This window comes from Plantibacter sp. H53, from assembly GCF_001650455.1.
GTDB classification, from domain to species: Bacteria; Actinomycetota; Actinomycetes; order Actinomycetales; family Microbacteriaceae; genus Plantibacter; species Plantibacter flavus_A.
In genome coordinates this window covers 137,645-152,048 of sequence record NZ_LWCT01000001.1, presented here as the reverse complement: position 1 = coordinate 152,048, position 14,404 = coordinate 137,645, and the positions used below count along the sequence as shown (strand labels likewise).

The following is a 14,404-nucleotide window of genomic DNA, read 5'->3' as shown; positions in this document are numbered from 1 at the left end:
GTCAGCCGCCGAGGGCGTCCTTCACGGCCTTCATCGCGACGTCCCAGGCCTTGTCCGGTGGGGTGTTGCCGGCTTCGACGTCCGTCACGGTGTTGATCATCGCCGAACCGATCGTCGCCGTCTCCGGACCGTTGAAGAACGGCTTGAACTCCTGCAAGGACTTGCCGAGCACGGCACCGATCTTCGAGTCGCCGAAGAACGGATCGGTGTAGTCGGCGATCGCCGTGGATTCGTACGCGGAGACCGTGCTGGGCAGGGCGCCGGTGTCGGTGAAGTTCTGCAGCTGCGACTCGGGTGACTGCATCTCCTTGATGTAGGCCCACGCCGCCTCGGGGTTCGCCGCGCGCTTCGGGATGGCGAGGTAGCTGCCGCCCCAGTTGCCGGCGACCTTGGGCACCGTCGTCACGCGCCACTGGCCCGAGGTGTCGGGCGCGTCCGTCTTGATGCTCTTCAGCATCCAGGAGGGAGCCGCCATCGCGGCGAAGGCGCCGTTGGTCTTGCCCGTGCTCCAGCCGGTGGAGAAGGCGGGGACGTTCGCAGTGATGCCGGCCTCGATCGCCTTGATCGAGATGTCGAACGCCTCCTTCACCTGCGGATTCGTGTCGTACACGAGCTCACCCTCCGGCGTGTAGTACTTCTCGTCGACCTGGTTCACGGTCTGGAAGAAGACCGAGGTGCCGGCGTTGTCCAGGAACGGCTTCCCGGTGGCGGCGACGTACTGCTGGCCGACGGAGATGAAGTCGTCCCAGGTGGGCCAGAGCGCAGCGACCGCGTCCGGTTCCGATGGCAGGCCGGCGGCCTCGAAGAGGTCGGCACGGTACGCCATCGACATCCCGCCCACGTCGGTCGGTACCCCGATGACGGCGTCGTTCTGAGCCACGGCCTGGTCCCAGACCCACGGCAGGTAGTCCCCGGAGATGTCGTCGGCGCCCATCGTGCTCAGGTCGACGAAGTTGTCGGGGTTCGCGACGAAGTTGGGCATGTCGTCCCCCTGGATGAGCACCAGGTCGGGGACCTTACCGCCGGCCAACGCCGCGGTGAGCGCCTGGGCGGTCTCCTGCGTGCTTCCGACCTCGGTGAGCTTGACGGTGATGTCGGGGTGCGCTTCCTTGTACTTCTCGACATCGGCCTTCTGATTGATGCCCGTGAAGGACCAGAACTGGAAGGTCTTGTCATCGCCGCCGCCGGACCCGGAACAACCGGTGACCAGGGCGCCGACCATGACGGTGACGGTTGCTGCTGCTGCAAGACGGAATCTCACTGGAAATCCCCCTCCTATGCGGGATCGTGTTCCGCGGTGTCGCGCTACGTTGCGGTCACCGGCCGGAGATCGCTCTCCGGCTCGCGCCGATGTCGACTGGATCGGGGAGCATCCGGACCGTTCGGGCGTGGTGATCACCATAGGCAGCGGGGTTCCGCGGCACCAGGGTAATATTGCGCAACTCGGAGACCGCTCTCTCGGATTCTGCGATGCTCGTTGCCAGACCACCGGCAGGTGGACGATCGCAAAGGAGCGAGGATGCGCAAACCGACCCTGGTCGACGTCGCCCGAGAGGCCGGCGTCTCCCGAGCGACCGCGTCGCGGGTCCTCGCCGGTGCCTCGACGGTCGACGCCTCGATGGTCGTCGCGGTGCGCGAAGCGGCCGCGAAACTGGCCTACCGCACGAATGTCGCAGCCCGGTCGCTCGCCGGGGGCAGGACGGGCGCCGTCGCGATCGTCCTCGCGGCGGGTGAGCTCGAACCCTTCTCCGGATCGTTCGTCGCGGCACCGCTCAAGGGCGCCACCGCAGCACTCCTGTCTGCAGCCCAGCAGCCCGCGCTCTTCCTCGCCGACCCGCGCCAACTCGACGCGCTCGTCGCCTACCTGGCGGCGCACTACGTGGACGGGGCGGTGGTGATCCTGCAGCACGAGATCAGCACCATCACCCAGGCGCTCGCCTCGGTGGACCTCCCCATCGTCTTCGTCGGCCGCCCGATGGGTGAGCACACGGAGGACGTCACCTTCGTCGACTCCGACAACTACGCCGGCGGTCGGCTCGCGGCCGAACACCTGATCGCGCTCGGCCGCACGCGGATCGGCGTCATCTCGGGCCCCGCCGATATGGCCGCGTCCAGCGACCGTGTCCGAGGCTGGCGGGACGTCCTCACCGAACGCGGCCTCGACATCCGTGCGGTCGCCCGAGGCGACTTCACCATGCCGAGTGGGTCGTCGGCCATGGCACGGTTGCTCTCCCGGTACCCGGACCTCGACGCCGTCTTCGCGGGCTCCGACCTCATGGCGGTCGGAGCGATGCGCGTCCTCGAGGCCAGTGGCCGCGCGGTCCCGGACGACATCGCGCTCGTCGGATTCGACGACACGGTCGTCGCGGCCACGGCAGAGCCACCGCTGACCTCGGTCCGTCAGCCGTTGGAGCAGATGGGCAGGGTCGCCGCGGAACTCGTCATGGAGCTCATCGCCGGCCGGACGACCGCTCCGCGCTGGCTCGACACCACGCTCGTCGTCCGGGACTCAGCCTGACCTTCGGCCCACCGGCCGTCACACCCGCCTCACCGACCGCTTCGGAGGAACCATGTCCGACCGCTCAGCGACGCTCGAACACCGCGTCGTCCATCTGCAGTGCGACGGCGTCTCCGTCGTCCTCGTCCAGCACGGGACCCGCCTCCCGACGATCGCGCACTGGGGTGCCGCCGTCGATGCCGACGACCTCGAGTGGCTTGCCGCGGCCGCAGCCACCGTGCGCGGCGACCTCGTCGACGGATCGGACGCGCCGTACGAGCCGAGCCTGTTGCCCGAGCACGCGTCGGGCTGGTCGGGTCTCCCCGGCCTCCGGGCGCATCGCGCCGGGACGGCCTGGTCGTCGCGCTTCGACGTGGTCTCGGTCGAGGTCGACAGAGCGGCCCTCCCGGACGGCGAGGTGCGGCAGTGCGGCGCCGCGCTGGTCGAGGTGACCGCGGTCGACGACCAGACGGGCATCGCTCTCCTCGTGGCGATCGAACTGACACCGAGTGGCCTGCTGCGCACGCGCGTGACGGTCACGAACCGGGGCGACGACCTCCTGGAGATCGAGGGTGTCGTGCCGGCCCTCCCGATCCCGACGTCGGCTCGGGAGATCCTCGACTTCGCCGGTCGGTGGGGCAACGAGAAGCTGCCGCAGCGGCGTCCGGTCGGGACCGGGACGCACCTCCGCGAGTCGCGGCACGGTCGCCCCGGTCTCGACGCCACCGGGGTCACCGCGATCGGAACACCGGGGTTCGACAGCCGGACCGGTGACGTCTGGCTGTGCCACGTCGGTTGGAGCGGCAACCACACGATCGGCGTCGAACGCACCGACGGACACCTCGCGTTCCGTGGCGGCGAGCTGCTCCTGCCGGGCGAGGTCCGACTCGGCCCGGGCGAGGACCATCGGACTCCATGGGTGTACGGGGCCTACGGTGTCGGCCTCGATGCCGCCTCGTCGCGGTACCACCGCTGGCTGCGTTCGACCTCGCGGGCGGCTCGGCGTCCGCGCCCGGTCACCCTGAACGTCTGGGAGGCGGTGCTGTTCGATCACGACCTGGAGGTCCTCACCGAGTTGGCGACCCGGGCCGCGGCCATCGGCGTCGAGCGCTACGTGCTCGACGACGGATGGTTCCGCGGACGTCACGACGACACCCGCGGCCTCGGTGACTGGACACCGGACCCCGAGCGTTGGCCGGACGGTCTCGCGCCGCTCGCCGACCGGGTGCGATCGCTCGGCATGGAGTTCGGGCTGTGGTTCGAACCCGAGATGATCAACGAGGACTCCGACCTCGCACGCGAGCACCCGGACTGGATCCTGCGGGCGAGGGACGAGCTCCCGTCGCCCGTCCGGCACCAGCAGGTGCTCGATCTCGGCAATCCGGCGGCCTTCGACCACATCCTGCAGGCCATCGACACATTGGTCGGCGAGCTCGGGATCGCGTACCTGAAATGGGACCACAACCGCGACCTCGTCGATGCCGGACATCCGTCGACCGGGCGGCCAGCCGTGCACGACCAGACCGAAGCCCTCTACCGGCTGCTCGACGAGCTCCGATCGCGGCACCCGCACCTCGAGATCGAGAGCTGCGCGTCGGGCGGAGGCCGCGTCGACCTCGGTGTCCTCGAGCGGTCCGATCGCGTCCACACCTCCGACAACCACGACCCGATCGAGCGGGCCCGGATGCTCCGGTGGACGGGGCTCCTCGTCCCGCCCGAGATGCTGGGATCGCACGTGGCCTCGGCCAGATCGGCCACGACCGGACACACGCACACGCTCCACACCCGGTGCGCGGTCGCCCTCCTCGGGCACTTCGGTGTGGAGTGGGACCTGCGCGAGCTCGACGATGCGGATCGGACGACCCTCGCCAGATGGATCACCGTGTTCACGCGTCATCGCGGACTCATCGCCACCGGCCGCGTCGTCGGCGACGGTGAGTGGGACGACGACGCTCCGACCCTGCGCGGGGTCGTCGCGGAGGACGGCACCACCGCGCTGTACACCCTCGTGACTCCCCCGCGGTCGGCCGACTCCCGTCGTCGGGTCCGCCTTCCCGGACTCCGCCCGGACGGTCACTACCGCCTCGCCGTCGCGCAGGACGACTCCCTCGGCCCCCGCTGGGTGATCCCCCAGTGGCTCCGGGATGCGCCGCCACTCGACGCCGACCCGGCCACGCTCGCGGCGGCGCCCGTGCTGAGCGGTGGCCAGCTGGCCGTGATCGGCCTCGACCTCCCCACCTTCCAGCCCGACCGCGCGATCACGATCCTCGTGACCGCCGACTGACCCACGACCCGCTGCACAGAACAGGACCACATCACCCATGGACTCCACTGCGACCGTCACCGTCGACCTCGACCGGCCAGGACCCACGATCAGCCGACACGTCTACGGCCACTTCGCGGAACACCTCGGACGCGGGATCTACGACGGCTTCTGGGTCGGCGAGGACTCGCCCGTGCCGAACATCGGCGGCATCCGGCTCGACGTCGTGGAGGCGCTCCGCGAACTGCGCATCCCGAACCTCCGATGGCCGGGCGGCTGCTTCGCGGACCGCTACCACTGGACGAGCGGCATCGGACCTCGCGAGGACCGCCCGAAGCTCGTCAACACGCAATGGGGCGGGACGAGCGAGACCAACGCGTTCGGCACCCACGAGTTCATGGAGCTGTGCGAGCTCCTCGGTGCCGACGCCTACGTCTCGGGCAACCTCGGCTCGGGCACGGTGCAGGAGATGGCCGACTGGATCGAGTACCTGACCGGTGCCGGGGAGACCCCGATGGCCGAGTTGCGTCGCGCGAACGGCCGGGAGGAGCCCTGGGACGTCCCGTTCTGGGGGCTGGGAAACGAGCCCTGGGGGTGCGGTGGCAACCTGCGGGCCGGCGCGTACGCGGACCTGGCACGCCGATTCGGTACCTTCTGCGAGAGCGGCGGGAAGGTCCCGCTCTACCGGGTCGCCGCCGGCGCCGACGGGTTCGACGTGGCCTGGACCAAGACGCTGATGGAGGTCGTCGCCGACGTGGCCACCCACCCGTTCTCGGCGACCCCCTGGGAAGCCGTCTCGGTGCATTACTACACGATCGGCGGCAGCTGGAAGGCGAAGGGCAGCGCGACCGGGTTCGACGCCGCGGAGTACTGGAGCACGATCACCGCGGCACAGGGCGTCGAGCAGCTGCTGTCGTCGCACGCCGCCGTCATGGACGTGTACGACCCGGAGGAACGGTTCGGCATGGTGCTCGACGAGTGGGGCACCTGGTGGGACGTCGAGCCGGGCACGCACCCCGGGCATCTGTTCCAGCAGAACACCATCCGCGACGCCATGGTCGCCGCCTGGCACTTCGACGTGTTCCACCGATTCGCGGGCCGGCTGCGCATGGCCAACATCGCGCAGACGGTCAACGTCCTGCAGGCGATGCTCCTGACCGATCCCGACGGCGGCGAGATGGTCCGGACGCCCACCTTCCACGTCTTCGAGATGAACAGCCCGCACCAGGACGCCACGTCCCTCCCGACGCACGTGGTCGGGCCGGTCCGCGACGCCGACGCCGCACACGCGGGTGGCATCCCGACCGTCTCCGCCTCGGCGAGCGTCAAGGACGGCGTCCTCCATTGCTCGCTGACGAACGTCGACCTCGACGCGCCACTCGTCATCGAGGTCGACGTCCGTGGCGGGTCCGTGGTCGAGCCGCACGGCCGGCTGCTCACCGCTGCGCGGCCCGACGCCCACAACCGTCCCGGTGAGACCGACGCCGTGTCACCGCGACCGCTCACGGGTCTCGACGTCACACCGACGGGTCTTCGCGTCACGCTCCCACCGCACTCGTTCGCAACCATCACGGCTCAGGTCGTCGCGCCATGAGCGAGGTGGAGATCGCGGTCACCGAGGTGCGTGCAGCACGTCGGGCGCGGGCGGACCGCCCGCCGATGGGCTGGAACAGCTGGGACTGCTTCGGAGGGTCCGTCACGGAGGCCGAGGTACTCGCCAACGCCGCGTTCCTTGCCGAGCACCTGCTGCCCGTCGGCTGGGACACGGTGGTCGTCGACATCCAGTGGTACGAACCGGCGCCCGGCGTCGGCGACTACGAGCGCGTCTCCCAGCCGACGCTCGACGCTTGGGGCCGACCGCAACCCGCGCCGAACCGGTTCCCGTCTGCGGCGTCGGGCGGCTTCCGCGCGCTCGCCGACCGCGTGCACGCGCTCGGGCTCCGCTTCGGGGTGCACCTCATGCGTGGCGTGCCGCGTCTGGCCGTCGACCTCGACCTACCGATCCTCGGTTCGACCGCCCGCTGCGGGGACATCGCCGATCCGTCCAACGTCTGCCCGTGGAACCCCGACAACGTCGGCGTCGACATGACCGCCCCGGGCGCCCAGGCCTACTACGACTCGGTCATGGCACAGCTCGCGGACTGGGGTGTCGACCTCATCAAGCTCGACGACGTGCTCTACCCGCCGATCCAGACCGCCGAGATCGAGGCCATCTCGCGGGCGATCGACTCGACCGGTCGACCGATGGTGCTCAGCCTGTCCCCGGGCAAGCGACTCTCGACCGAGCACCTCGACACCCTTCGATCGACGGCGCAGCTGTGGCGGATCTCCGACGACCTCTGGGACGACTGGTCGGCGGTGCTCGAACAGTTCCAGCGCCTGGCCCGCTGGGCGCCCCTCCAGCGTCCGGGGGCGTGGGCCGATGCCGACATGCTCCCGCTCGGGCGGATCGGTATCCGGGCCCACGTCGGTTCGGACCGGCTGAGTCGCCTCACCCTGGACGAACAACGGACGCTCATGACCCTCTGGTGCATCGGCCGGTCGCCGCTCTTCTTCGGCGGCCACCTCCCGGACACCCCGGCGCACACGCTCGCGCTGCTCACCAACCCGGACGTGCTCGCCCTGCTCGGCAGCGACGGGAGCCGGGAGATCATCCGCGACGGCGACCTCGTCGTCTGGGCGGCGGAGCTCGGCGAGACCCGGTGGCGCGCGGCGTTCTGGCTCGGCGATGCGGACACCAGGCTGCGGGTGCACCTGGCCGATCTCGGTTGCGCCGATCGATCGTCCGTCACCGAGCTGTGGAGTGGTCGGCCCTTGCCCGTCGTCGACGGCGCCGTCGACACGTCCCTCCCCGCGCACGGTGCCGTGCTGCTCCGACTCGACCACTGATGGATCACCGACAGCAGCGCGTCGAGCGTCATCGAATCGAACTCGACGGACCGGCCACCCGGTTCGTCGATCGGTTCCTCATCGGGAACGGGACGTTGGGCGCGGCGCTCGACATTGCCTGGGTCCTCTGCCTGGCCGCACGACTCCGTGATCCAGGGCTCGCGTCCGAGGCGCTCGACACGCTGCTCGGTCCGCTGTCATCGGCCTCGCTGCTCGACCTGCACCCGATGGGCGACCTCGACGACGTGTTCCAGATCGACGGCAACCTGGGTGGGACGGCCGGTGTCGTCGAGCTGCTCGTCCAGGGGCACGGCGGTGTCCTGTCGCTGCTGCCGACCCTCCCGACCGAGTGGTCGGCGGGACGGTTCCGAGGGTTCCGGGTCCGTGGTGGACACGTCGCGGATGTCGAGTGGAGCCGTCATCGCCCCGTCGCGGCGACGCTGCTTCTCGCGGCCGGCGGTGTGCTGGTCGAGCTGCCGGACGACGGCTCGATGATCACCATCACGGGCCCTGGCGGCGTACTGCCGACCCGGCTGGAGGACGGCGCGCCGGCCGGGCGGCGGCGGATCAGGCTCGACGAGCCCGGTGTCCACCGGCTTGAGTTCGCGCGTCCACCCGGCGATCCGGAAGACTGACCGCCTCCTCCGGACCTCGGCTACTCGGCCCGTGCCTCCGCCTTCGCCGCTGCGATGGCGGCGTGCAGTTCGGACATGTCGAGACCGCGCACCTGGGAGATGAGGTTCTCGAGTGCCGGCGCCGGGAGGGCACCGGCCTGCGAGAAGACGAGCACGCCGTCGCGGAACGCCATGAGCGTGGGGATCGACGTGATCTGCATCCCGCTCGCGAGCTCCTGGTTCGCCTCGGTGTCGACCTTGGTGAACACGACGTCCTGGTGCTGCTCGCTCGACTGCTCGAAGACGGGGCCGAAAGCCTTGCACGGGCCGCACCACTCGGCCCAGAAGTCGACCAGGACGATGCCTTCGGCCGACACGGTGTCCTCGAAGTTCGAGATGGTCAGTTCCTGCGTGGTCATCGTGTGCCCTTCGGATCGGTGGTCGGACGCGTTGCATCCGACTGACGAGCCTACCGGCGGACGACCGGTCGTCCTCCCCTTGTGCCGTGCCGCGGTCAGCGCCCGGGCGGCAGATCCGGGAGAAGGAGGAGCCGGCGCTGCATCCGCGACATGATCAGGAGCACCCCGCCGAGGACCGCGAACAGGACGCCGCCACCGACGACGATGCCGCCGATGATCCCTCCGAGGAAGCCGTAGCCGTCGCCGCTGCTGTTGACGAGGATGACCACGCCGACGGCCAAGGCGAGCGCACCGATCCCGAGGACGGCCCAGGACATGACGAGATAGATGCGGAACGCGCGCGCTCCATGGAACGTCGGCCGGACACCGTACTGGGTTCCGACGTACTGGGCCCAGCGTGAGCCGGTCCACCACCTCGTCGCCCGCGGCGACACGGAGTGCCAACCGGCACCGGGACCGTCCTGCTCACCCGGCAATGGACGGACCACGTCGATGACCACCGGGGCGGCGACCGGCTGCGGGATCCGCCGCACCGCCGTCGTCTGGGCGGCGATACCGAACCAGAGCAGCGTCAGGAGGAGCATCGGGAATCCGTTGACCGACAGGTGGCTGGACAGCGCGCCGAGGCTGAACTGCACGAACGCGAGCACGAGGAAGACCGAGCCGAACACCCAGGCCAAGCTCGGTTGCTCGGTGGTCGCCCAGTCGGTCCCGGGCTTCCCGTTCTTGACCCTGAGCCCCGTCCAGTGCGAGCCGTCCCACCATCGGAGCTGATCCGGCCCCGTCGGATACCAGCCCGGCTGCGGTCCGGACGGCAGCTGCGACGGCGACGCCACGGGAGTCGGTGCCAGCAGTGTGACCGGCACCTCCTGCTTCACCGGTGGCGCGGCGTCGGCCTCCTGAGCAGTCCACTGCGTTCCATCCCACCAGCGCAACTTGCCCGGCGTCCCCGCCTCGTACCATCCCGGTGCAGCGGTCATCGCTGCTCCTTCCCCCGAAGATCACGCTCATGACGTCCATGCAGCGACCCCAGTGTCCCGTCTGCGAGTCATCGCGGCAAGCCACCGTTGTCGAACATCGTGCGAGCCAGGTAGGTTGACGGCGACGTGATGAAGGGACCACCGTGGCCAAACGCAAGACGCCGGAGCAGATCGCCGACGAGGGACGTCGCTACGAGCTCGCGCGATCGGCGAGCACGTTCGAGGAGTTCTCCGTCCTCGCGAACGACCCCAATCAGGCGATCCGCGCCGCTGCGGCCCACAACCCGGCAGCCGACCCAGCGGCGTTGGAGCTCTTCCTCGAGGACCGCTTCTGGGGTGCGCGCATCGAGATCGCGCTGCACCCGAACGCCACGGACGAGCTTCTGATCCGCCTCCTCGAAGCCGATCCGCGCAAGCGTGGCGTCGTCCACCACGAGGCGGAACGCCGGCTGGCAGCGAAGGGCTTCCGCTTCGACGACGACGGCCTCCCGCTGATCGACGACGCGGGCACGAGCGCTCGTTGAGCCCGTACAGCCAGGTCGACTGGGACGCGAGCCCCGAGCATCCGTCGTCCGTCGCCGAACCGTATCTGATGGGCACCGGCGTCGTCACCGACGAGGACACCGGGAGTCGCCCGCTCTCGCCACCGCACCGTCACCCGGACGCCATGCTCGCCTGGTGCTACCGCGGCACCGTGTGGGTGCACCTCCCGAACGCGATGTGGCGCCTCGCACCGGGTCAAGGCGTCTGGATCCCAGCACACACGCCGCACACCGCGCACCACGAGCGCGACTCCACCGGGTGCTACACCTACCTCCCCGCCACCTCGCTGATCGCGCCCGTCGAGACCGTCACCCAGGTCCTGGTCCCGCGTGCGGTGCAGGAGATGTTGCTCCACCTCGGGATCAACGACATGCCGACCGACCTCCGGGTCCGTGCGCAGGCGGTCCTCATCGAGATGCTGCAGCAGCCCGCGCCGGAGACGGCGGACGGCTGGGGCGAGATCCCGATGCCGTCCGACGATCGTGTCCGTCCGCTCGTCCGTGCGATCCTCGCCGACCCGGGTGACCTCCGGGGCGCGCGCGAGCTGTTCGACGTGCACGGCCTCCACGAGCGCACCGTGCTGCGGATCTTCCAGCATGACACCGGGATGAGCTTCGCCCGGTGGCGAACGGGCGTCCGGATGACGCTCGCGGGGCGGCTGATCATCGACGGCATGCCGATCGGCGCTGCAGCGCACCGGTGCGGGTACGCGTCCTCGAGCGCCTTCTCCGCGAGCTTCCGGGCCCGGTTCGGTATGACCCCGCGGGAGTACGTGGAACGGGTGCAGGCGGACCCCGCCCACCAGCTCTACTGGCGCTGATCCACCCGGGCACGCATCGTCCTGTCGGATCGGCGACAGAACTCGTCGGTTCCTCGACACTGTCACGCCGTCAAGCACCCTACGATCGTTCTGTTAGGACATGCTTACCTAACTTCCGGATCGCCAGCGGTGATCCCACTCCCCCCTCTTCAAAGGAGCCCCATGCCGCACGCTTTCGCGCGCCCGAACGTCCGCCGAGGATCCACCCTCCTCGCCGCCGTCATCGCCACCGCTCTCGCTCTCGCCGGATGTTCGGCCGCCACCGGCGACACCGGATCGACGACGGCATCGACCGACGGCGTCGTCATCGAACACGCCCACGGTGAGACCGTCATCCCGCAGAAGCCGGAACGGATCGTGGCCCTCGGGTGGATGACGCCCGACATCGTCGCCGCCCTCGGCACCAACCCCGTCGGCATCGAAGAGGTCTGGGGAGCCGGTGAGAGCGGCTACCAGCCCTGGTTCGAAGACTACGTCTCCGAGGCGTACGGCGAGATGCCCGAGATCATCCCCTTCACGGACGACGGCCCGAACTACGAGGCGATCAAATCCCTGAAGCCCGACCTGATCCTCAGCCTCTACTCCGGTGTCACCGACATCGAATACGAGCGGCTCACCGAGATCGCCCCGACCGTCCCCTACATCGAGGGACCCTGGAACCCGGGCACCTGGGAGGGCATGACCCGCACCGTCGGGAAGGCGATGTCGGAGGAGGCCAAGGCCGAGGAGCTCATCGGCGAGACCGAGGATCTCATCACCTCCCTCGCCGACGCACACCCCGAGTTCGACGACAAGAGCTTCGTCTGGGGCCTCACCCTGAACGAGGGCGGGACGGACCTCGGCGTCTACCTCGAGTACGACCCGCGGGTCCGCATCACCGAAGCACTCGGCTTCACTTCGACCTCGGCGATGGACGGCTTCCTCGCGAGCGCCGAGGGCGACAACTGGTACACCGGCGTCAGCCTCGAGCAGCTCTACGACGTGGACGCCGACCTGTTCGCCGCATGGGGCGGAAGCGCCGAGGAAGGGACGTACACGGTCGAGAACGCCGTGGTGTCGCGCTGGGCGCCGATCGCCGCCGGGTCCTACGTGATCTACGCCGACGCCGCCAAGGCCTCTGCGATCAGCGCGCCGACCGTCCTGTCCCTGCAGTACGTCCTGCCCGGCTACGTCGACGACCTCGCAGCGGCCCTGCAGGGCGAGCCGACCATCGACGGCAAGTGACGTCGGAGATGTCCCGGTCCGCCGCCCCGTCAGCAGCGCTGGCTGCGGGCGGGGCGGCGGACGTCCCGACGCCCGGTGGGGCCGGACGCGCGGACGTCTCGCCCCACCGCACCGGGACCCTCGCCGTCGGGCTCCTCGTCGCCACCGTGGTGCTGATCGCCGCAGCCGTCGCCTCACTCGCCATCGGCAATCGGGCCATCGACCCCCTGACCGTCGTCCGCGCGCTCGTCGCCTACGACGACGCGAACCCCCTGCACCTCATGGTCATGGAGCTGCGCGTCCCACGGACGCTGCTCGGCATCCTGGTCGGTGCGGCGCTCGCCGTCTGCGGCGGGCTCATCCAGGCCTTCACCCGCAACCCGCTCGCCGACCCGGGCATCCTCGGGGTGAACGCCGGTGCGTCGTTCGCCGTGACCTTCGCGGTCGGTGTCCTGGGACTGACGACTCCCGGCACCTACGTCCCGTTCGCCCTGGCGGGTGCGTTCATCCTCACGGTGATCGTCTACACGCTCGGATCCGTCGGGGCCTCGGGCGTGACCCCGATGAAACTGACCCTCGCGGGGGTCGCCCTCGGTGCCGCCTGCACCGGTTTCACCACCGCGATCGTGCTGCGGGACGAAGGCACCCTGCAGGTCATGCGCTTCTGGAGCGTGGGATCCATCGGAGGCCGCACCCTCGACCAGCTCACCTGGGCTGCTCCGTTGATCGTCGCGGGCCTCGTGATCGGCCTGCTCTGCGCCCGGTCGCTGAACGCGCTGACCCTGGGAGACGAACTCGCCCAGGCGCTCGGGGCGCGAGTGCGCAGCACCCGGGTGTGGGTCGTCGTGGCCGTGACCCTCCTGGCCGGTACGGGCGTCGCAGCCGCCGGTCCCATCGCCTTCGTCGGACTCATGATCCCCCATGTCGTCCGGTGGTCCACAGGCCCCGACCAGCGCTGGGTGCTGACGTACTCGATGGTGATCGGCCCCGCGTTCCTGCTGCTCGCAGACGTCCTCGGCCGGATCGTGCTGCCCTCCGGAGAGCTCCGGGTGGGGATCGTCACGGCACTCCTCGGCGCCCCCATCCTGATCATGCTCGTCCGTCGGAAGCGGGTGAGCGGACTGTGAGCGTCGTCGACCACGGCCGACGCCAGATCCGCGTGGAGACCGTGCACATCGCGACGCTCGTACCGGTGCGGTCCGTCCTCGTGTGCCTCGGACTCGTCGTGGTGATCATCGGAGCAGGGCTGTTCGCGACGACGATCGGCGCGTACGAGATCGGCTTCGACGCGGTGATCCGGGCGATCGTCGACCCCGCGTCCGACCCCGACGTCCGCCAGGTCGTGACCGAGTGGCGACTCCCACGGGTGCTGTTCGCGGTGCTCTGCGGAGCGGCACTCGCGCTCGCCGGGGGCATCTTCCAGTCGCTCACCCGCAACCCGCTCGGCTCACCGGACATCATCGGCTTCGGTGTCGGCGCGCAGTTCGGCGTCACGCTGACGATGCTCGTCCTCGGGCTCAACACCTACCTGTTCAAAGCCGCCGGGGCACTCGTCGGCGGTCTGCTGACCGCCCTGCTCGTCGCCGTCCTCGCGAACCGCCACACCATGTCGTCCTTCCGGCTGATCATCGTCGGCATCGGTGTCTCAGCCGGGCTCGGTTCCCTCACCTCCTGGATCCTCATCTCGGTCAGCGTCGAGCAGGCGATGATGGCGGCCACCTGGGGCGCAGGCTCTCTCGCCTCGCTCGGCTTCGACCAACTGCTCCCCGCCGCCACGGCGTTCGTCGTGTTCGCCCTGCTGGCTCGGCCACTCCGACGTTCCCTCCCCGTGCTCGAGATGGGCGACGACGCCGCCATGGCCCTCGGCGTGCGTCCCGGACGCACCCGGCTGATCGCCATGGTCGTCGGTGTGGCCCTTGTGGCGCTCGTCACCGCCGCCGCCGGCCCGATCTCGTTCATCGCCTTGGCCGCCCCGCAGATCGCTCAACGGCTCACCCGCTCGAACACCCCGATGGGCCTCGCGCCGGTGATGCTCACCGGAGCCGCCCTGGTCGTCGTCTCCGACGCCGTCGCCCAGCTGCTCGCGGTCCCGGTCGGCGTGGTGACGCTCTCGGTCGGTGGCATCTATCTGACCTGCCTGCTGGCCGCCCAGTTCGTGCGCCGCACGTGAAAGGAA

General features: G+C 69.9%; 13 protein-coding genes. 10 read left to right on the top strand and 3 right to left on the bottom strand.

Features of this window, described 5'->3' with window-relative positions; all coding sequences use genetic code 11:
* Position 1: 1 nt before the first annotated feature.
* Positions 2–1,261, bottom strand: a complete 1,260-nt coding sequence (locus A4X17_RS00680) for an ABC transporter substrate-binding protein (protein ID WP_158596573.1) — start codon at positions 1,259–1,261, stop codon at positions 2–4.
* Positions 1,262–1,519: 258 nt separating this feature from the next.
* On the opposite strand from A4X17_RS00680, the gene A4X17_RS00675 reads away from it, so the two are divergent.
* Genes A4X17_RS00675 through A4X17_RS00655 form a run of 5 tightly spaced genes read left to right on the top strand, consistent with a single transcriptional unit; the run spans position 1,520 to position 8,284 of the window.
* A complete protein-coding gene (locus tag A4X17_RS00675) occupies positions 1,520–2,518 on the top strand; it encodes a LacI family DNA-binding transcriptional regulator (RefSeq protein WP_064293738.1) in 999 nt (332 codons plus the stop codon).
* A gap of 52 nt (positions 2,519–2,570) precedes the next feature.
* Positions 2,571–4,781, top strand: a complete 2,211-nt coding sequence (locus tag A4X17_RS00670) for an alpha-galactosidase (RefSeq protein ID WP_064293737.1) — start codon at positions 2,571–2,573, stop codon at positions 4,779–4,781.
* 37 nt (positions 4,782–4,818) lie between these two features.
* Positions 4,819–6,354, top strand: a complete 1,536-nt coding sequence (locus tag A4X17_RS00665; protein WP_064293736.1) for an alpha-N-arabinofuranosidase — start codon at positions 4,819–4,821, stop codon at positions 6,352–6,354.
* The gene (locus A4X17_RS00660; protein ID WP_231884249.1) at positions 6,351–7,649 is read left to right on the top strand and encodes a glycoside hydrolase family 27 protein; all 1,299 of its coding nucleotides are present in this window, start codon (positions 6,351–6,353) and stop codon (positions 7,647–7,649) included. The genes A4X17_RS00665 and A4X17_RS00660 overlap by 4 nt, the downstream gene beginning before the upstream one ends.
* Complete coding sequence (locus A4X17_RS00655) at positions 7,649–8,284, top strand: glycoside hydrolase family 95-like protein (RefSeq protein ID WP_064293735.1); 636 nt, start codon at positions 7,649–7,651, stop codon at positions 8,282–8,284. The genes A4X17_RS00660 and A4X17_RS00655 overlap by 1 nt, the downstream gene beginning before the upstream one ends.
* Before the next feature lie 20 nt (positions 8,285–8,304).
* Here the strand turns inward: A4X17_RS00655 and trxA are convergent, their stop codons facing one another.
* Together trxA and A4X17_RS19375 are read right to left on the bottom strand one after the other, a co-directional pair.
* Entirely contained in the window at positions 8,305–8,682 is a 378-nt protein-coding gene (gene trxA, locus A4X17_RS00650; RefSeq protein ID WP_064293734.1) for a thioredoxin, read from the bottom strand.
* A gap of 95 nt (positions 8,683–8,777) precedes the next feature.
* The gene (locus A4X17_RS19375) at positions 8,778–9,662 is read right to left on the bottom strand and encodes a DUF2510 domain-containing protein (RefSeq protein WP_064293733.1); all 885 of its coding nucleotides are present in this window, start codon (positions 9,660–9,662) and stop codon (positions 8,778–8,780) included.
* Between the two features lie 143 nt (positions 9,663–9,805).
* On the opposite strand from A4X17_RS19375, the gene A4X17_RS00640 reads away from it, so the two are divergent.
* The 5 genes from A4X17_RS00640 to A4X17_RS00620 all read left to right on the top strand — a co-directional run bounded on the left by A4X17_RS00640 (position 9,806) and on the right by A4X17_RS00620 (position 14,398).
* Positions 9,806–10,186, top strand: a complete 381-nt coding sequence (locus tag A4X17_RS00640) for a hypothetical protein (RefSeq protein WP_064293732.1) — start codon at positions 9,806–9,808, stop codon at positions 10,184–10,186.
* The gene (locus A4X17_RS00635; protein ID WP_064293731.1) at positions 10,183–11,025 is read left to right on the top strand and encodes an AraC family transcriptional regulator; all 843 of its coding nucleotides are present in this window, start codon (positions 10,183–10,185) and stop codon (positions 11,023–11,025) included. The genes A4X17_RS00640 and A4X17_RS00635 overlap by 4 nt, the downstream gene beginning before the upstream one ends.
* Before the next feature lie 162 nt (positions 11,026–11,187).
* The gene (locus A4X17_RS00630; protein WP_064293730.1) at positions 11,188–12,249 is read left to right on the top strand and encodes an ABC transporter substrate-binding protein; all 1,062 of its coding nucleotides are present in this window, start codon (positions 11,188–11,190) and stop codon (positions 12,247–12,249) included.
* 8 nt (positions 12,250–12,257) lie between these two features.
* A complete protein-coding gene (locus tag A4X17_RS00625; protein WP_082915837.1) occupies positions 12,258–13,355 on the top strand; it encodes an iron ABC transporter permease in 1,098 nt (365 codons plus the stop codon).
* A complete protein-coding gene (locus A4X17_RS00620) occupies positions 13,352–14,398 on the top strand; it encodes an iron chelate uptake ABC transporter family permease subunit (protein ID WP_064293728.1) in 1,047 nt (348 codons plus the stop codon). Before A4X17_RS00625 ends, A4X17_RS00620 begins: the two co-directional genes overlap by 4 nt.
* The last annotated feature ends 6 nt before the right edge of the window (positions 14,399–14,404 follow it).